Origin of the sequence: Campylobacter sp. B0100352/1 (genome assembly GCF_020135855.1) — a bacterium.
Taxonomy (GTDB): Bacteria; Campylobacterota; Campylobacteria; order Campylobacterales; family Campylobacteraceae; genus Campylobacter_D; species Campylobacter_D taeniopygiae.
The window spans coordinates 1-19,113 of record NZ_JACHTP010000007.1 but is presented as its reverse complement, the minus strand read 5'-3'; the positions used below and the strand labels follow the sequence as shown (position 1 = coordinate 19,113).

The 19,113-nt window shown below is 29.1% G+C and carries 18 protein-coding genes; 2 read left to right on the top strand and 16 right to left on the bottom strand.

Annotated features, from left to right (window positions below; translation table 11 throughout):
* Window positions 1–40: 40 nt before the first annotated feature.
* Both H2279_RS03265 and H2279_RS03260 read right to left on the bottom strand, forming a co-directional pair.
* Window positions 41–415: a DUF1090 family protein gene (locus H2279_RS03265; protein WP_337195581.1), complete on the bottom strand. Its 375-nt coding sequence runs from the start codon at window positions 413–415 to the stop codon at window positions 41–43.
* A gap of 38 nt (window positions 416–453) precedes the next feature.
* Entirely contained in the window at window positions 454–1,824 is a 1,371-nt protein-coding gene (locus H2279_RS03260; protein WP_337195580.1) for a phosphomannomutase/phosphoglucomutase, read from the bottom strand.
* Between the two features lie 113 nt (window positions 1,825–1,937).
* Between H2279_RS03260 and fliL the strand changes: the two genes are divergently transcribed.
* Together fliL and acpS are read left to right on the top strand one after the other, a co-directional pair.
* Window positions 1,938–2,474: a flagellar basal body-associated protein FliL gene (fliL, locus tag H2279_RS03255; protein ID WP_137623781.1), complete on the top strand. Its 537-nt coding sequence runs from the start codon at window positions 1,938–1,940 to the stop codon at window positions 2,472–2,474.
* Window positions 2,474–2,821 carry a holo-ACP synthase gene (gene acpS, locus H2279_RS03250; RefSeq protein ID WP_337195579.1) on the top strand — a complete coding sequence of 116 codons (348 nt, stop codon included), beginning with the start codon at window positions 2,474–2,476 and terminating at the stop codon, window positions 2,819–2,821. The genes fliL and acpS overlap by 1 nt, the downstream gene beginning before the upstream one ends.
* Here the strand turns inward: acpS and H2279_RS03245 are convergent.
* The 14 genes from H2279_RS03245 to H2279_RS03180 all read right to left on the bottom strand — a co-directional run.
* Window positions 2,818–3,234, bottom strand: a complete 417-nt coding sequence (locus H2279_RS03245) for a hypothetical protein (protein WP_137623783.1) — start codon at window positions 3,232–3,234, stop codon at window positions 2,818–2,820. The genes acpS and H2279_RS03245 overlap by 4 nt on opposite strands.
* Entirely contained in the window at window positions 3,215–4,597 is a 1,383-nt protein-coding gene (locus tag H2279_RS03240; RefSeq protein WP_337195578.1) for a cytochrome P450, read from the bottom strand. The genes H2279_RS03245 and H2279_RS03240 overlap by 20 nt, the downstream gene beginning before the upstream one ends.
* The gene (locus H2279_RS03235; protein WP_337195577.1) at window positions 4,594–5,715 is read right to left on the bottom strand and encodes a DUF829 domain-containing protein; all 1,122 of its coding nucleotides are present in this window, start codon (window positions 5,713–5,715) and stop codon (window positions 4,594–4,596) included. Before H2279_RS03235 ends, H2279_RS03240 begins: the two co-directional genes overlap by 4 nt.
* A gap of 61 nt (window positions 5,716–5,776) precedes the next feature.
* Window positions 5,777–6,979 carry a capsule polysaccharide modification protein KpsS gene (gene kpsS / locus H2279_RS03230; protein WP_337195576.1) on the bottom strand — a complete coding sequence of 401 codons (1,203 nt, stop codon included), beginning with the start codon at window positions 6,977–6,979 and terminating at the stop codon, window positions 5,777–5,779.
* Window positions 6,958–9,045, bottom strand: a complete 2,088-nt coding sequence (locus tag H2279_RS03225; RefSeq protein WP_337195575.1) for a capsular polysaccharide biosynthesis protein — start codon at window positions 9,043–9,045, stop codon at window positions 6,958–6,960. Before H2279_RS03225 ends, kpsS begins: the two co-directional genes overlap by 22 nt.
* Complete coding sequence (locus tag H2279_RS03220) at window positions 9,042–10,094, bottom strand: phosphonoacetaldehyde reductase (protein WP_337195574.1); 1,053 nt, start codon at window positions 10,092–10,094, stop codon at window positions 9,042–9,044. The genes H2279_RS03225 and H2279_RS03220 overlap by 4 nt, the downstream gene beginning before the upstream one ends.
* Window positions 10,095–10,098: 4 nt before the next feature.
* The gene (gene aepY, locus H2279_RS03215) at window positions 10,099–11,280 is read right to left on the bottom strand and encodes a phosphonopyruvate decarboxylase (RefSeq protein ID WP_337195573.1); all 1,182 of its coding nucleotides are present in this window, start codon (window positions 11,278–11,280) and stop codon (window positions 10,099–10,101) included.
* On the bottom strand, window positions 11,280–12,605 hold the full coding sequence (gene aepX / locus H2279_RS03210; RefSeq protein WP_337195572.1) for a phosphoenolpyruvate mutase: 1,326 nt from the start codon (window positions 12,603–12,605) through the stop codon (window positions 11,280–11,282). Before aepX ends, aepY begins: the two co-directional genes overlap by 1 nt.
* 102 nt (window positions 12,606–12,707) lie before the next feature.
* Window positions 12,708–13,469: a phosphocholine cytidylyltransferase family protein gene (locus tag H2279_RS03205; RefSeq protein WP_337195571.1), complete on the bottom strand. Its 762-nt coding sequence runs from the start codon at window positions 13,467–13,469 to the stop codon at window positions 12,708–12,710.
* On the bottom strand, window positions 13,466–14,077 hold the full coding sequence (locus tag H2279_RS03200; protein WP_337195570.1) for a gamma-glutamyl-CDP-amidate hydrolase: 612 nt from the start codon (window positions 14,075–14,077) through the stop codon (window positions 13,466–13,468). Before H2279_RS03200 ends, H2279_RS03205 begins: the two co-directional genes overlap by 4 nt.
* A complete protein-coding gene (locus tag H2279_RS03195) occupies window positions 14,068–16,410 on the bottom strand; it encodes a PEP-utilizing enzyme (protein WP_337195569.1) in 2,343 nt (780 codons plus the stop codon). Before H2279_RS03195 ends, H2279_RS03200 begins: the two co-directional genes overlap by 10 nt.
* An 11-nt stretch (window positions 16,411–16,421) precedes the next feature.
* Entirely contained in the window at window positions 16,422–17,183 is a 762-nt protein-coding gene (locus tag H2279_RS03190; RefSeq protein ID WP_337195568.1) for a class I SAM-dependent methyltransferase, read from the bottom strand.
* Window positions 17,184–17,227: 44 nt separating this feature from the next.
* Window positions 17,228–18,001: a class I SAM-dependent methyltransferase gene (locus H2279_RS03185; RefSeq protein WP_337195567.1), complete on the bottom strand. Its 774-nt coding sequence runs from the start codon at window positions 17,999–18,001 to the stop codon at window positions 17,228–17,230.
* 53 nt (window positions 18,002–18,054) lie between these two features.
* The coding region (locus H2279_RS03180) for a DUF2972 domain-containing protein (RefSeq protein WP_337195566.1) at window positions 18,055–19,113 on the bottom strand (1,059 nt) is incomplete at its 5' end.

The following is a 19,113-nucleotide window of genomic DNA, read 5'->3' as shown; positions in this document are numbered from 1 at the left end:
TTCTCTATGATTTTTAAACCATAGAGAATAAATTTTCAAATCAAAGATGATCAATATATTCTTCAATTTCTTTTTTAATTTGATGTTTTTGCTCTTTTAAAGCCTTTTTCTTAGCCTTATACTCAACCTTACTCATATAATCCTTTTTTTCGTCTAAAGCATGAAGTTCTTTTTCTATTTTTTCCACTTCTTGCTCTTTTAGCTTTTTAGCCTCTAGCTTTTTATCGTAAAAAAGAGGATCTTTACTGCAGTCATTTTTAACTTCTTTTAAAGCAAGCTCTAGGCTTAATTTTCTCGCATTATCATTATGAATTTTTGCAAATTCTATTTCTTTATTGATGCGTTCTATTTTTTTATCGCATTCATTTGCAAACGCCATAGTGCATAATGCGGCCATTAAAATCCATATTTTCATCAATCACTCCTTAAAATAAAATCTCAAATACTACTTAATTAACCCTTAAGCTTGGCTTTTATTTGATTAAACAAATTCATTACTTTATCTTGAAGTTCATTTGCTTGCTCTAATGAATTTGCTTCAAAACGAGTGATAAGATATGCACTTGTATTAGACGCTCTAAGCAAGGCCCAACCATAGCCAAAATCAATTCTTGCTCCATCAATTTCACAAAGACTTTTTACACCCTCTAAGGCACCTTTTTCAACTGCTTTTTGAAATTCGCTAACGATTTGAAATTTTTCTTCTTCATTTACTGGAATTTTAATTTCTGGCGTAGTGTATAATTTAGGCAATTCTTTAATCATACCCTCTAAATCAAAACCTTTATAAACAAGTTCTAAAGCTCTTAAAAAGGCGTAAATTCCATCATCATATCCAAAATATCTATGCTTGAAAAATATATGTCCACTTACTTCTGCAGCCAAATCAATATCTTTTTCTTTCATCATTTTTTTAATATTTGAATGTCCAGTTTTTCCCATAAAAATAGTTCCAAATTTGGCAACCTCATCAAAAAGATTTTTGCTGCATTTTACTTCTCCTAAAATTCTAGGATTTGGGATATTTTTAGCAAATAAATAACAAAGCTCATCCCCACAAAAAATATGAGTTTTGCTTAAAGCCACTATTCTATCGGCATCGCCATCAAATGCAAAAGCAAGTCCATAATCTTCATTTTGACTTAAGAAATTTTTTACAGCCTCTAAATTTCGCTCTTCTGTTGGATCAGGATTGTGATTTGGAAATTGTCCATCAGGATTGGCAAACATAAGATGAGCTTTTAAATTTAAAGCTTTTATTAGCGGCTCTATCACAACTCCAGCTGCTCCATTACTACAATCAATAGCAAATTTATAGTGAAAATCTTTTAAAAAACTAAACTGCTTAGTCATAAATTCCACATAAAGACTTAAAATATCGTATGACTGTGTATCAAAATTATCTTCTATTTCATCATCTAAATGCTTATAAACTTCTTTAGAAAATTCTTTTAATTCAGTTCCAAAAAAACTTTCCTTACCTATGGTAATTTTAAAGCCATTATATTCTTTTGGATTGTGTGAAGCTGTGATCATGATATTTGCATCAAATTTCAACCCCTCATAAAGACTAAAGTACCCGAGTGGAGTTGGAACAAGTCCTATATTATAAACTTTAATACCGGCTTTATTTAATCCACTAACTAAATATCCAAAAAGTTCTTTAGCACTATACCTTGCATCATAACCCACACTTACATTTTTACAAGATCTTTTAAGCATAGTCTGACCCAAACAATAACCTATCGCCTTAACGCTTTTTTCGTGAAGTTCCTTTCCATAAAGTCCGCGTATATCGTATTCTCTAAAAATCACATCAAGCATATGCAAATCCTTAAAATAATTAAAAAATTTTTCAATATAATAAATTTTAACTATTAAGATAAAGAAAATTTTGATACAATTTTACATTAATTTCACTAAATAAGGAAATTTTTATGGATGAAGAATTAGAAAACGAAGAAGGTAAAAAGAAAAAAGGCGGAATGCTTGTTATTATCATAGTTGTTTTACTTTTTGTATTGCTTTTAAGTATTATGGGTGTTATAGCTTGGCTTATTTCAAGTAGCTCTAGTGATGAAACAAAGATCAAAGAAGCTCCTAAAGAAGAGGTTAAAACAAATAAAACAAAAAATTCAGTTCCAACTCAACGCGGTAGTGATTATGCTAATATAGGTCCTATGTATCCTCTTGATCCTTTCACGCTAAATCTCTTAAGCGATAGTGGCTCAAGATACGTAAAATGCACAATAGAGCTAGAACAAAATAGCGAACTTTTAAAGCCTGAACTCGATAAAAAAGTGCCAGTTATTCGTGATATTATCATTAGAACCTTAACTTCAAAAACATTTGAAGAAATCAGCACTCAAAAAGGAAAAGAACGTTTAAAAGATGAATTGGTGGGTAAAATCAATGAAATTTTAACCGATGGTTTTATTAAAAACGTTTATTTTACAGATTTTGTTGTGTCTTGATGCGTGTAGGTTGCGATATTGTTGCTATTAGCAGAATAGAAAAAATTTATCGAAGGCATGAAAAATTTTTTTTAGATAAATTTTTAAGTCCCAAAGAGCAATTATTGATCAAAAGTTCTGCAAATTTAGCAGGACTTTGGGCAGCAAAAGAAGCAGCCAGTAAAGCTTTGGGGACTGGAATTTGCGATCTTTGTGGATTTTTAGATATAGAAATTGACAAAGATGAAAGAAATGCTCCCAAACTTCAATATTCTAAAAAAATTATGGATCATTTTTGCATCAAGCAAACATCTCTTAGCATTTCACACGATGGCGGTTTTGCCATTGCTATCGTTGTCTTAGTTTAATTTCCTATAGTTTGTTTATCCAGATTCTTTGAAAGTATAAAATCAACAACTGGTTGCTCTCTTTTATTGGCCCTTTTGCAATGATCTTTTTGAAAAAAATCCGTAATCTTAATAACTATTCTAGCCCATTTTTTATGGTTTCTTTCTCTCCACGCATGAGAAGACACACTCTCCCAAGCATAACCATTAAACAAACTTGCATTAACAAAATGATCAAGCGCTCTTACGCCTTGTCTAGCACGTGCAGTATTGAAAAAAATTCCCACAATTACAATAAAAATATAACCTAAAACCGCTAAAGGAACAATAGCACAAAGCAATAAAGTTCCCGCTAGCTTCTCTCTTAAACTCCCTTTAATTTTATGCTTAAAATGAAAAAAAATCGCTCGATTTCTATTTTTCACCCTTAACATCCCTTTTGCTAAATTTAATTCTCATCCCATTTGCTGATCTAATAGTCAAGCGTCCTACCACATCAGGAGTAAAACCTTCTTCTAATTCTAATTTATAAGTTTTTAAAATATTAGCTAAAATCAAAATAGCCTCTTGCATTGCAAAACCTTGCCCTATGCAAATTCTCTCTCCCATACCAAAAGGCAAATATGCATCTTTTTTATATTCTTCATCAAAACGCGAAGGATTAAAGTCATTAGGATTTTGCCAAAAACTTTCATGGCGATGTATAAGCCATGGTGCTATTACAACTCCTGATCCTTTTTTAATGGTTTTATCTCTTACAATGGTGTCTTTATTGGCTTCTCTTGCAAAAAATCCCACAGGAGGATAAAGTCTTAATGACTCTTTAAAAATATTAGTCAAATATTTAAATTGTTTCAAATGCGAAATCTCAATAGTATCATCTTTTAAAATTTCAATAATTTCTTCATAGGCTTTTTGCTGTTCCTCAGGATAAAGGCTAAGCAAGTAAAGCGTCCAAGTTAAAGAACTAGCCGTAGTTTCATGACCTGCTAAAAAAAGCATAGCCACTTGATCTAAAATTTCCTCAAATGAAAAACGCTGATTGGTTTCTGCATCAACCACCAAAAGCAAAGAACTTAAAATATCTTCAAATTTTCCCAACTCTCCTGAACTGACAGCCTCATAGCGGGGCTTTATAATATCGCTTAAAACTTGTCTTATGGTATCTCCTGCTTTCGCTCGTTTGCGATCTCCTAGAATATAAGAAAGCCATTTTGGAAAATAAAACATGCGACGCATAGCCGTATGCACACTTTGTTCTTGAAAAATCACAAAAGCATCAAGAATTTTTTTACCTTTTTGTGCATCAAGTTTAGAAGACATGATAGTGCGAAAAATAACATCGGCTGTAACAAAAGTCATAGCTTCATCCACTTCAATCACTGAATTATCCGGATATTTACCAAAACGCTCCATCATATCTGCTACAGCTTCACTCATGAGATTAAAAACTTTATTGATGCGTGTCATTTCAAAACTAGGTCTTAAAAGCTCACGTTGTTTTTTCCAAACCTCTCCGTTGGTTGTAAAAATACTTTCTCCTAAAAGCGGACTTAAAAGCTCATGCAAAAAGGCACTTTTTGGAAATTCCTTAACCTCATCAACCATCATTCTTTTTACTTCTTTGGTATCATTGATCACATAAAGATCAAAATTAGGCATTTTAACATAGCCTGTTTGCATTTTATAGCTACGCTCATAAAGCCCATCAAGCCAAGATCTACGCTTAAGCAAAAAGGTTAAAAAAGTTGAAGCCTTATTTTTATAAGGTTTTGGGTAGAAAGGACACCTGCTCATATTTTTATTTCCTTTTCTAAAAATTGAGATGACAAAACAAAATTAAAAAAATCGTAACTGCCCTTAATACTTGGACTATAAAGATATAAAAAATGTGCTTTGTTTTTATCTTTTTTGATTTTTTTATATTCATTTTTTTCATACAAAGTATGAAATTTAGCGCTTAAAAAATGCGGAGTAAATTTCGCATTGACACCACTTGTACGAAAAAAATCAACTTGAGGAAAACACGCCCCATCAATAACCGAAGTGTAATCATACCATTTTAAATCAAATCGAGAAACAAATTCTAATTTTTTTCTAAAATCATTGGACTTTTTTTGATAACTCACCAAAGGAATGCACTCGCCCAAAGTAATAATCTTTAGCTTATTTAATATTTTTTGTTCTAAATTTTGCCTTAAAATAAAATCCAAAACCTCAATACAAACTATCGTTCCAACACTATGAGCTATTAAAATTAATTCATAGTTTTCATTATTTTCATTCTGCTTTAAATTTTGCAAGATTGTATCGGAAAATATTTTGATTCTCTCTTCCATCAAGCCTTGTTTTTTATAGTGCCAATTTGCACAAAAAGCACAAATTCTAGCTATCCAAAATACTGCTAATTTTTTACCAAGTTTAAACAAAAAGCGAAAAATTAAAAAAGAAAGTAAAATTCCTAAAATAATGGAAAAAGGAAAATGTATATAATTTTTTGCAAGAAAAAAAGCTGCAAAACCAGCAAATAAAGAAAAAAATAAAGAAAAAAGAACATAAAAAAATGGATAATATCCAGTGATTAATTGATAAATTGATTCTTTACCAAATTTGATAAAAAGACCTGTAATCGTATAAATTCTAAAAAAACTGTAGCAATCTTTTAAAGCATCCAAATAACTTTCTGACCAATTTTTTTTTACTATATCATTCCAAGTTAAAAAATGATATTTAAGCTTTACATTTTGAGTATCGACTTGAAAAAAAGGAAAAGTTTTATGATGATCAACTTTACTTATACTGGCTTGAATATCAAATTGATTGGAATATTTTTTTAAATTTTTTTTAAACAAATCATAATAATATCTATAACTTTTAGGATCATATCCTGCTATATAAAATACTTCTCTATCCATAAAAAATCAATTTCTTAAACTATTTTTTTCAAAATTATAACAATTTTTTTTAAAAACTTTGTTAATTAAAATTTTTACTTTTATGATTTAAAAATGAATTTTTATAAAAATTAGCATTAAATTGATTACTTCTTAAAAGATAATTTTTAAAATGGCAAACTAAAACCGGATTTGGTCTATAAGCGTGAGCTTCTCTCCAGAAAAAATGAAGTTTTTTTGGATAGGTCAAATCCTCAAAATCATAAAAAGCCTTGCCGCAAACCTTAGTAGGACAACCTTCCAAAATAGCACTTAAGCCAACAGTAGAATTTATAGTAATGCACCCTAAAGCATTTTTTAAAAGTCTTGGCAAATGAGAATCATGGACATATAAAATTCGTCCTTCAACATGATATTTTTCACTAAGCTCTTGAATCAATTTAGAATAATTTTTATATCCTCTATCCATAGGATGATGTTTAAAAACTAGATAAGATTTAGCCCTAGCATGATTGGCAAAAGAAAGTATGGTTTCTTCTATAAATTCTTCTATGCTTTTTTTATAGTGATATTTAACTTGTGTATCATTATAAACTTGCAAAATGGCTAAAAAATATTTCTTTTTAAGATCATAAATCTTATTGTTTAGTTTTTTTTCTGCAAATTTATAAAAATATTTTCTATATAAAGATCTAAACCAAAATAAAAACTCAAAAGGATATAAGGTACGATGGTGAAGAGCATTATTAAAAAATGGAGCTAAAAGAAAAGAAAATAACCAATATAAAAAAGCATAAAAGGCCATGTATTTAAATCCACCAGGGATTTCTTTTATAGATTTTTTACTACATACTTTTTGATTGAGATAAAAATTTTTATTGCGAGGCAGCAAAGAATTTGCATTAACGCCATTTTTTTCAAAAGTAATACAATAAGGTCTTAGATACCCTTCTTCAAAAATCCAAACATCGATGTTTAATTTTTTAGCAACCTCTATAGCCTTTTTATGGATTAATCGGCAATCATTATACATCAAAATAACTTGAGTCTTGTGTTGCTTAAAAAGTTTTTCATAAAATTGTGTTAAATTTTCTTCCTTATCCTTGTAAATTTTTGCTTTAGGATAAAATAAAAAATCCCCACCATTAAAATTAATCTTTAAAATTTGAGCATTGTATTTTTTTAGTTTTTTTGCCAAACGATAAAAAAAATTACCCACTGGTCCTTGTAAAAGAATGACATTTTTTCCGCTAAATTCTTTTTTTATTTTTTTATCAAATTCCATTTTAATGCTACAAATTCGTAAATTCTTCTTATTTTTCTTAATATAAAAATTCTAAAATCAATGATTATTTTTTGACAAGGTTTAGAAAAATAATCATTTTGCATTTTTAACATTATATCTAAACAAAGTTCAATTTCACATAAGTTTTTTGTTTTTGGATGAATATATCTTGGATATTGCACCAAAACACCAGCTACAAGCTCTTCTAAAGTCAATTTTCTCATTCTTCTTAAACATTTTTGTTTATCTTGCGTTAAACCCCAACCTGCATAAAAAGGCATACCATAAGTAAAAACTTTCTTAGAGCGTAAAAGTGCATCAAATCCTGAAGTAGAAGTGATCGTATGCACTTCATGGCAAATTTTTATCGCACTATCAATGCTACAATTTTTTACAATCTCATCGCAATATTTTAAAATAATTTTTTCATCCTTTAAGCCTTTGCGATTTCCACTTAAAACATCAGGATGGGGCTTAAAAACAATATAAGCATCTTGATTTTTCAATCTTACTTCTTTAATCAAATCCAAAGTCGATAGCCCAAAACCACCTAAAATCATTGAAGCATCGTCCTCAACTTGCGCAGGGATGAGAATAATTTTTTGTCCTTTTTTAGCGTTAATCTTAATATCTTGATGTTTGATACCGTTATATTTTGAAAATTTATTCTCTTTTAAAATTTGGATAATATTTTTTGCCCTTGATAAAATTTGCTCATCAAAAACTTCATTTTGCAAGATATTTTCTAAGCGACTCTCTTGATTTGGGTCAATATAAAGTCCTTGATCATCAACAATTAAAGAATAAGGGCGCGTAAGATCAGAACCCAAAGAAATCGAACGGATAAAACCATCTTCTACTAAAGAAATTTTTGGAATAAAGCTAGTTAAATTTTCATCTTGTGCTTTTTTTATCAGAGTATTTCTCAACTCATTAAAATTGACTCTCTTACCCCAAATGAAAAATTTATCACTTTTTTTTAGCTTATATTTATCTAAAGCTTTTAAAGAATTTAAAAAAAATATTTCATTATCCTTAGCCTTAAAAAAAGGTTTCATAAAATACCTTTTCCAAAGAGTAAATCCTAACATAAACAATCTATTGGAATTTTCTTGTTCTATACTTTTATATTTTGCCAAGGTTTTAATCGTATCAAAAATATCACTTTTTTGATTTAAATAAGGATTAAAATACTGACTATAAAGCATATAGGCAATATAAAACACTTCTTCAAGACTTCTTTTTTTAACCCTTCTTAAACATTTTTGCTTATCTTGCGTCAAACCCCAACCCGCATAAAAAGGCATACCATAACAAACACACTCACAACCCATAATCAAAGCTTCAAAGCCCATCCCAGAGGTTTTAGTATAAACTTTATTAAAATGTTTTAATAAAGCCATAGGATTAAAATTCTCACTTATAATCTTGCATTCTTTAGGCAAGGAATGTATATCAAAATCGCTTTGTTTTTTTCCGCTTAATACATCAGGATGAATTTTAATATAAATTTGAGAGTTTGGATTTTCTTTTATAGCATCTTTTATTATTTCACTGGTATTAAAATTTTGCGTTAAACCGTATTTTAAAGATGCATCGTTTGCAGTTTGAGTGATGATTAAAACGCGGTTTTGATCTTTTAAAAAATAATCATTTGGGATATCTAAATTGTTATTGTATTTGCTAATTTTATATTTTTTTATAAGTTCTATAGCTTTTTTAGCTTTGTCTAATTCTTCTTGATTTAACTCATAAGTGTTTAAAAGATTTTCTAATTTTGAAGGCTTAGTGGCATCATAATAAATCCCTATATCATCACAAACTAAGCTAAAACTAGGTGCATTTTCAACGCCCAAATTTAAAGATCTTATGAAACCATCTTCTAAAAGCATAAATTTTGTATTATACTTTTGGGCTAATTCTTGCGCTTTTAAGCCAGATTTTTTTCGTCCCCAGCCTACAAAAATATCTTGCTTTTCACATTTTGAAAAAATATTAAACCATAAAACAGAATGAAAATTTTGAACATTAATAATTAATTTTTTTGAAACACTATAAAATTTCATATATTTTCACAACAAGATAAAATTTTCTGTTTTACTTTTTCCAAGTTAAATAGTCCATTTTTTGCTCTAGAATTAAGATTGCTAAAAATATTTTCAAAATCTTTTTTGGTTATTTTATAATCTTTAAAATTTGTTGATATATTAAGAACATCAAACAAATCTATAATATCTTTTTTGTAAGACAGTAAAATGCTATTTTCATCACTTATGCATTCAAGCAAAATTGGAATTGTAAAACTACAAGCCAATCCATGTGGAATTCTAAATTGCATAGTCAAAGGATAACTAATTGCATGAGCTAAAGCTGTTTGTGTATTTGAGAAGGCTAAGCCTGCATAAATACTTGCTAAAATTAACTTTAATCTTAATTCTTTAGAATTTAAATTATTTTGCAACTGTGGTAAATATTTTAAAATCAATTCAATAGCTTTAATTGCATGATTTGTAGATATATCATTAGAATTTTTATTCCAAATTGATTCTATAGAATGAGAAAGAGCGTCTAAAGCCGTATATATTGTTAAATCTTTAGGTATATTTAAGTATAATTTTGGATCATAAAAAGCTTCTTTACAATATAAATTTTCATTAGATAATGAAAATTTAATATTATTAGCACTATCCCAAAATGTCGCCCATTGAGTTAATTCACTACTTGTTCCAGCTGTGGTAGGTATAGCATAGATAGGAATAAATGAAGAATTCTTTGAAATTTTTAAATCTTTTCCTTCTTTTAAAATTTCACCAGATACACTAAAATATTTTGCCACATCTAAAACGCTTCCTCCGCCCAATGCTATAATTTCACTATAGCCATTGAATTCTTTTTTTAATTCTTTAACAAATTCTATTTCAGGATTAGAAGCTATATTAAAGATGTAAGCTTTTAAACGCTGTCCTAATCTTTCTTTAAAAACTCCAACAAAACCTTTTTCATAAAAACTTTTAGATGTAATAAGCAATATAGAATTCGTTTTAAGACTGTCTAATACTTTAGTATATTCAACATTAAAATTCATTTTTACAGGATTGTAGTATTTGAAATTCATCTTGTTAATCTTTACTCAAAAAATTTGCCATTCTTGAAGCAACTTGCTTTGGAGTAACTTTAGGTCTTCCTAATTTTTCTTTACTTCCTTTAAGAATTTTAACATAAATTAAAATTGCTCCTCCAGTATTTCTATTTTTAAAAAAGCACAAAGCTTGCTCAAGTTCTTCAAATGAAGATATAATAAAAACTTTCTCATAACCACAAAAATATGCCACTTCTGCAAAATTTACATTAGGAGAAAGATTAAATTGACCTCCAGTGCTATCATGGCTTTCATTATCTAATAATATATGACAAAAATTACCTTTATTATGCAAACTAGCATAATAAGCATTTGTGCTTAAAGCTCCAAGCCTCATAAGCAAAGCAGAATCTCCATCAATAGCAATGACTTTTTTAGAAGTTTGCAAAGTTACCCCCAAAGCTAAAGAACTCACGCACCCCATTGAACCAACCATATATAATTGATTATCTAAGTCTTCAACTTCATATAACTCTCTACCTGTTTTTCCTGTGGTTGCAAATAAAGCAATTTCATTCATTTTAGAAAAATAACTTAAATGCTGTAGCACTTCTATTCTTTTTGGTAAAAAATTAGAATTAGAATCTTTTACTTGAAGTGTATTTATTTTTTTTTCAAAAAAAATATTCTTATCGTGATTTAAAGCACATTTTTCAAAAGTATTGTTTTTAACAATAAAAAAATAACTTTTTCCTTTTGCTAGATAATCGTAAGCTACTTGCAATTGCTGCTCAGCCTCATTAAAATCACTATCTAAAAAATCATAAGCAATATCACAAGTTCGAAGTAATTTATCTGTAATTATTCCCAAAAGTTCGTGCTGAGGCTCATCTGTATTATTCCCCATATCGTCTCTTTCACCTCTTAAGGATACAAAACCTAAAATAGGAATTTCAAAAGTATAATTTAAAGAAGTAAGAGGAGATAAGGCATTACTTAGTCCACTATTTTGCATTAAAACAACGCCGAAACTTTTTTTATAGTTTGCTAAACTAATACCACTAGCGATTGCCACTGCATCACCTTCATTATTAGACATAATGAAAGAATTAGTATTAATCGCATAATTAATCATAGGAGCAAGATAAGAACAAGGAACACCGCTAAATTGAAAACATCCGATTTGCTTTAAAGATTCTCCAAATAACTCCATTTTTAGCATTAAACTGTCCCAGGTATGAGATTTAAAATTTCATCAATTTTCATACATTTTTTTTCAGATTCTTCACTTCTATCGTTCTCTAAAATTTCTTTAGCTATACTTTGCATTGCCACAAAAGAAGAACGAATCATATGATTTGCATATACAACTATATTAACACCATATTTAGCTAATTCATCGGCTTTAATTCCACAAAAACTCGTAGGAACAACAACAATAGGAGTCTCTTGATCTTTAGATCTAAATATTTTTAAAAATTCAATAATTTCATTTGCATCTTTATGACGCGAATGTATCATTATTCCATCAGCACCTGCTTTAATATAAGCAAAAGCCCTTTGTAAGGCATCATCCATACCTTTATCTAAAATTAGAGACTCTATTCTAGCAATAATCATAAAATCATTTGTTATTTGAGCTTTTTTTCCAGCTTGAATTTTTGCACAAAAATCCTCAATATTATCTTGATTTTGAACCACATCATTGCCAAGTAAGGAATTCTTTTTTAGACCTATTTTATCTTCAATAATCACAGCAGAGACGCCAATTCTTTCAAGACTTCTAACCGTAAACACAAAATGTTCTAATTTTCCACCCGTATCTGCATCATAAATTAAAGGTTTGGTAGTAACTTCAAAAATTTCATTAAGGGTATTTAAGCGACTTGATAATTCTACAGCTTCAATATCAGGCTTACCTCTAATAGTTGAATCAGCCAAAGAACTTGACCAAAAACCATCAAATTCAACCTTTATACCATCTTTAGTTACAAAAGTATTTTCGGCTATTAATGCAGAAATTGCTGAATGGGTTTCTAAAATTCTCAATGGCTTTTTAGCATCAATCAAACGCCTTAAAAGTGATAATCTAGTATTAGTTGCAATCCCTAAAGATCTTGCATTTTGATTTAATTCAGTAGAGCTAATACCCTCTGTATACTTAGGTTCAATAAGCTCTCCACAATTTAGCTCTTTTAATAACGCGATCACATTTGATCTTTCATTTTTTTGAGGCCCCTCTTTCCAATCATCACCATGAATTACAAAACGTGGTTTTAGCTTTGTAATATTTTCAGCATAACTTAAAGTATTTTGCGGAATAACTTCATCGATAAATTCCATACTTTCAACAATAATTTTTCTTTGCTCATAATTCATATATGGGAGACGCTTATAAGAAGCTATAGCGGAATCGGTTAATAAGCCCAGAACAACCTTACCATTAATTTTATCAGCATATTCTCTTGCTAATTTCATAATATTTATATGACCAGGATGTATTAGATCAGCTGACATAGCTATATACACAACAGATGTTTTATTCATCTTTATATCCTTTAAATTACTAACTAAAACTAATTTTTAGGCATAGAGAATAATATCATTTTTAATTAAAAAAAATACTAAAAATACTAAAAATACTATAAATTAAATTTGAATTTCCAAATCGCTTTTAAAATCAATTTCACACCAATTTCCCTGAATTTTCACAGCTTTAGCATTGTGAAAATGATCAATTAAGGCTTGCAAAAAACTTGTCATGTACATATTATCAAAATCTTTTCCATCGTATAAAGCATTTCTATCCAAATGATCGTAAAAATCAATGAAAGAGGATAAAAATTCAGCACTTATCTTAAAAAGACCTATATATTGTCCTTGAATTTGATCATAATTTTGTGCTTTCTTGCCTAGTTCTATTATAAAGCCATTTTCATCTATTCTTAAAGTTTCTGCATCCTCAAGAGGATTTTCAAATCTTTTTTCCCAAAGTTTTTTCCAATCCTCATCAACAACGATAGATAAAGGATCTTTTGCTTTTTTTAAAAGCTCGATTGTGTTTTTAAAATAAACAATATCCGCATAAGAAACAATCAAATCTTGCTTATCTTGAACACAGATTTGCAAAAATTCTCTAGCACAAAAAAGAGTGTGCAACATATTAGTCGAAAAATAATTTTCATTGACGTAAAAACAATCCAATTTAAAGCGTTCTTGAACAAATTTCTTTAAAACGTCAAATGAATATCCACCCACAATAGCAATTTCATCAACCCCAGCTTCTTTTAAAGCCTGAATTTCATAAGATATAAGCTCTTGATTTTTATATTTAACCATACATTTTGGATTATTTTGTGTTAAAGGCATTAATCTTGATCCAAAACCAGCCGCTAAAATAATAGCTCTCATTGCTTCTCCTTTATAAGATTAAGCCATTCTTTTAAAATATTTACATTTTCAAGCCCGTTTTCTCTTTCTATATGCCACATTATGCCATAAATATTTTTATCTTTATGCTTAAAAGCCTCTATGCTTTTATCGTTTGCTTTTGCTAAACTTATTAAATCCTTTCCTAAAGCTGTAATAGCATAATTATGAAAAGAATTAACCACGCAATTTGCATCATCATTTAAAAGAATTTCGTGATTTCCTATGTGATTTATACAAGAATTTAAAGAAGAATCAAAATAATGTGCGATCATTTGCGCACCTCTGCAAATTCCTAAAAGTGGAGTATTTGTTTTTAAACAATACTTGATAATTTTTTTCTCATAATCATCTCTTTTACAAGATAAAGCACCATGATCATAAATGCTTAAATCATTTCCTCCGCTTAAAATCACAGCGCTAAGATGTTTTTCATACATGCTAAAATCGATTTCGTAGCTTAAAGGCAAAGGTAAAAATCCTGAAAATATTTCTAAATTAAAAAGCCTACCCCAATCTAAAGCCAATGTTTCTCTTTCTTCAAAATAGCTTTGATTGCAAATAAGTCTTTGAGTAATCCCTATAAACAAAATATTTGCTCACTTTCACATTCTATATTAATTCTACTTGCCTTAAGATAGGTTTTAAAATTTTCTTCTCCAACACCTATTACAGCAGGGAGTCCTAACTCTGAAGCTCTGATCGCCATATGAGAATTAGCACCTCCATAGCAAGTAATAAGCCCTGCAATTTTTTTAGCGAACAAATAATCATACCCTGGATCTGCAGCGTAAATTAAAACTATTTTTCCTTCCAAATCCTGATCATTTTCTCTAGCTGTATTTGCAACAATACTTTTTTGAGTAATAAAATTAGGAATAATACGATGCGTGTAAAAAGAAAAAATTTGATCAGAACTAGATAATAAAGAAGGTAATTTTATAGCTTGAGTTAATTCGTATTCTTTTTTATGACGTGAAATTTCTTCTAAAAACTGCTCTTTAGGATTGATAGAATAAAGACTTGAATAAAGATTTAAAATACTTTTTATATCAAGATGCGCTAAATCTTCTTTTTCGATTTTATAGTAATGCCCTAGTTCTTCTATATAAAATAAAGCTTTAGATAATAAACGCGTGAATTCAAATTTTACCCATTCTCTTCCTTCTATGGCCTGCTTTAAAAAATCAAAAAATTCTTTAAAATCAATTTCTAAGCCATGCTCTTTAAGTAAAGTATTTAACTGATCTTGTTTTTGCTTTGACATTTTAAATGCCTCATCGTTAAAATGTGATTTATTTTCTTTTTTCTCGCTGATATTAAAATACAAATCAAAATTTTCATCATATCTAGGTGATAAAATATTATAAGTTCCAGCCCTTAAATGTCCAAATTCATATAAAAATTCTTCTTTATTGTTTTCACTAAGTTCGCAGGTTTTTTCACTTAAAATTTTACTCACAGTATTTAAAGAATTTAAAAAACCATTTTTTTCTTCTTTGGTAAAAAAATTAATTTCAACTAAAGAATTAAGAAGTTGCATCGCTACAAAACCCGCTCTTGCAACACCCGCAAAAGGTAAAGTTCCATAACGCTTGCACTCTTCTAAAAGCCAATAAATTTTATCAATCAAAGAAAAATCGGATTTGATAATGTTTTCGTATCTTTGCCTTAATTTAGAAGCTTTTTTAATATCCTTTAAATAAAGTCCAGAAGAAGGATTGATAATTTTATTAGTTAATTCAAGTAAGCTAAATTCTAAACGCTTGATTTCATTTTCATTAAAACCATGTGTTAAAAGCTCTTTGAGTTTAGCCGGGGTGTTAAAATCATAACAAGAATAAACTATACTAAATTCGATTTTATCATGTAATTCATGATTTTTATTTAATTTATCAAGATAGAAATTCGCTAGTTTTTCAGCGATCTTTTCATCCAAATTCTTTGGAATAAAAGAATTAAAAGAAAGTCTTACATCTACAAAAGGTATACCCAAAAAAGAATGGATCAAAGGATGAGATCTTAAATCCCTATAGCCATAATTATCACGTTGATAAGCCCAAATATTATCTGTTATAATTTCTTTATATAAACTAAAAGCTAAACGCTTTGGTTTTAAGCCTATAATCTCTGCAGGATTCCAATCAGGCATCACTCCAAAAAGTGCTTTATCGCCTAAAATTCTAGGGCGTAATTCTTGTAAAGACATAAAACGCTTAGCAAATCTCTCTAAAGCTTCTTTCGGCAAAGCATCAAAGAGATTGTTTTTATTGTGCATAATAAGAGGCCTAACTTGCAAGCAAATAAGCTCGCTTTTATGTCCTAACTTAGCAAAAGCAAATTCAACATCTAAAAAATGACAATCATATAAATTCTCTAACTCTTTAATCAGCTCTATAATTTGCTTTACTTTTTCATCTTTAAATTCTAAACTTTGGCGATAATGATAATAAGTCTTAGCATTTTTTACACTTCCATCAGTGATAGAATTGCTCGAACCGCTTTCATCGTATTGTAAGCAAAAATAGGGTGCAAAATTATCTTTATCTACACTAAATCCAACCCCACAAAGCTCTATATTTTCGAGCATAGGCTGAATTAGAATTTCATCATCTTGTAAAGGCATAGAATTTCCAACTTTTTTTAAAGCTTGCAAAAGTTCTATTTTATCGTTAGTTAAAACGTTTGCAAGGGATAAAAAAGCTCCAGCGTTAGAATTTACCATACTATCTTCACTTGAAGATGAACTTCTGATAATCACTTTTTCGGTATTTAAATGAGAAATTTTTTCTAAGATCGCTTCTTCATTTTGCTCTAATTCTTTAAGCGAAGTTAAAACCAAAGGCAAAACTTTTGCTTTGGTTAATTTTGATTGTAAGTTATAAAGATTTTTAGCCTTGGTTTGAAAATTTAACTCCGCCATATTTTCCCCATTTATATTTTTTTAGCACTCCAACAACGTGTAGTGTATTTGATATCAAATTCTTTAGGAAGTCTTTCTGTGATCTTTTGACTGATCTTTTCAAAAAGCTCATTTCCTTCTTTTGTTTCCAAATCCCAATAAGGATTTTTAACACTTCTCCACGCATTGATATAATTTTCAATGCTTTGATGAAAATAAAAATCTTCTTCTATATAAACTATATTATCAAAAAGATCTTTACGACTTTCTATAATAGGTCTTTGATCTTCCCTTCTAGTTCCTCTTGTATAATTTGGCACAAATTCTATGATAGTATCCTCAGCGATCTTTTGCATCGGATCATTTAAATCTCTGTGATTCCACATACAAGAAAAATAACCGCCTTTTTTAAGCAAACGATGCGCTTCATTTAAAGCTTCATTTCTATCCATAACATTAAAGCTGCTTCCAAAAGTAACCCAATCAAAACAAGAATTTTCCAAAGTTGAGTCAATTCCAGTTGCTCTAACCCACTCTATACTTTGCCCTTTAGTTCTTTCAATACCAATTTCTCTCATAGCGTCATTTGGCTCTACCGAAACAACGTTGCAATTTCTCTCAAGCAACATGATGCTCAAATTTCCCGTTCCAGCTCCAATATCAGCAACTTTTAAATTCTTACCTCCAACTAAAGTAATCAACATATCTATAGTTTTTGGTGCATAGTTTGGTCTATAGCTATAAAATTTTGCATGCTTGGTATAATCCCATACTTGTTCTACTAATTTTTCCATTTATATTCCTTTTTTCATCTCCAAGCTAGATGAAAAAAGGATTTTTATGCTTTTTTAGCTGTCCAAGCCCTTATTTTATAAGGTATTTCTATATTTTGCATTTTTGAAATTTTAGTCTCTATCATTTCTAAAATTTCTTTCCATCTTTTTTCACCTGCTTGTGCTTGTATATCATTTACAGAATGCCAAGCTCCAAGATAGCGTTCTTTATCCCAAATTTCTTTATAATCGCATTCCATAAAAAAGCAGTCTGTAAAATCCCCTGTTGAAACGAGGATTTCTTCCCATTTTTTAACATTTTGACTTCCACTACTCACACGAGCAAGCTCTGGAACAATATGTTTAATCTCCTTTTCGATCTCATCAAAAAGCGAACCCTCTACAATGTGACGAGGATTCCAGATTGCAGTGAAATACCCCCCCCCATTTAGCACTCTTGCGAATTCGGGTAAAGATTTATTTGGATCTGTCCAGTGAAAAGAACTAGCCATGATAACCCAGTCCGCACTTTGATCTTGCATATGAGTTTGCTCACCACTTCCTTTGTGCCAAGAGATATTAGAAAGTTCTTGAGTGAATTTTTTTCCTTCTTCACGCATATTATCATTTGGCTCTACTGCATTGATTTGACATGCAAGCATTTGAGCTAACATCTTAGTAAGCTTACCCGTTCCTGCACCAACTTCAACGATATTAAGATCTTTTAAATCTTTTTTATGGTCATTGATGCAAGTAACTAGTTTTTCCAATAAAAATGGACTATAAGCAGGTCTATTGTGATAATGCTTTGCAACTTCTGTAAAATCACCTTGTTTCATAACTCTCCTTTAAATTGATTTTAAATTATATCTTAAATATTTTAATTACTTTGTTAGTCACTGCTATTTTCGATTTGTTTTATTTCATTTTTACCATCCAACTCCTCACACATTTTTTCAAATTCTTGATAATACTTCCAAGAAGCTACTATATCGGGACGATGTTGCTTGATGTGAGTTAACTCTTCATCTAAGATTTTCCTTAAAAATAAAGCTTCATCTTTATTTTTTTTAAAATATTCAATGCATTTATCCTCATTAGTTCTTTTTTTATATTCTAAATTTAATTTTTCATTCAATTTGCTAATAAATCTTTTAACATCATTTATTACCTCTTCTTTATTTTGTAAAGAATCCTTAGTTGTTACTTTAAATTTTGATTTAAATAATTTATTTTCAATATTTATCTGACAAATAATTTGATTATCCGTATAGGTCATCTCATGAATAATTTCTAAATTTATATTATTTTTTTTTAATGTTAGATTTATAGGAAATAATTTATGCATGATTCCTTCCATTTGCATATATAAAATGGGTAAATTTTTAAAATTTACGTTAAATTCCTTTGATATTTTTAACATAGTTGCCAATATATTTTCAGAAATCAAATCTCTCGTATGAATATAATAAGGTTTTATTTTTATATATTTTTCCAACATATTTATAATTTTATTTGTTATAAATATGCCTCTAAATTCTGGTTTGTAATGATTTTTTAAAACCAAATAATTATCCGGCTCGCCTGAATAATATTTTAAAAGAGAAATTTCATTTAAATCAGTATCTTCATTAAAAACTTTTTTTTCAACATAACCATAATTTAAAATAGATCTTAAAATTTCTATTGGATCTCTTGTAAGAATTAACGCTTTTGTATCTTTTTGAATTAAGCTTACATATTTTTCAAAAAATTCTTTATGATGATCTTTTAATAATAACACTATATTTCGATGGTCTTTAAAATTTAATAAATCATCATATGCATAAATATATTTTTGTATTGCGCCCTCTGACCATATAAAATGACCACTAATTATAGTATTACAAGCCTCTTGTAAAAATACCCTTAAAGCATAAGTTCCTGTATGATGATGCGCAATAATAATAAA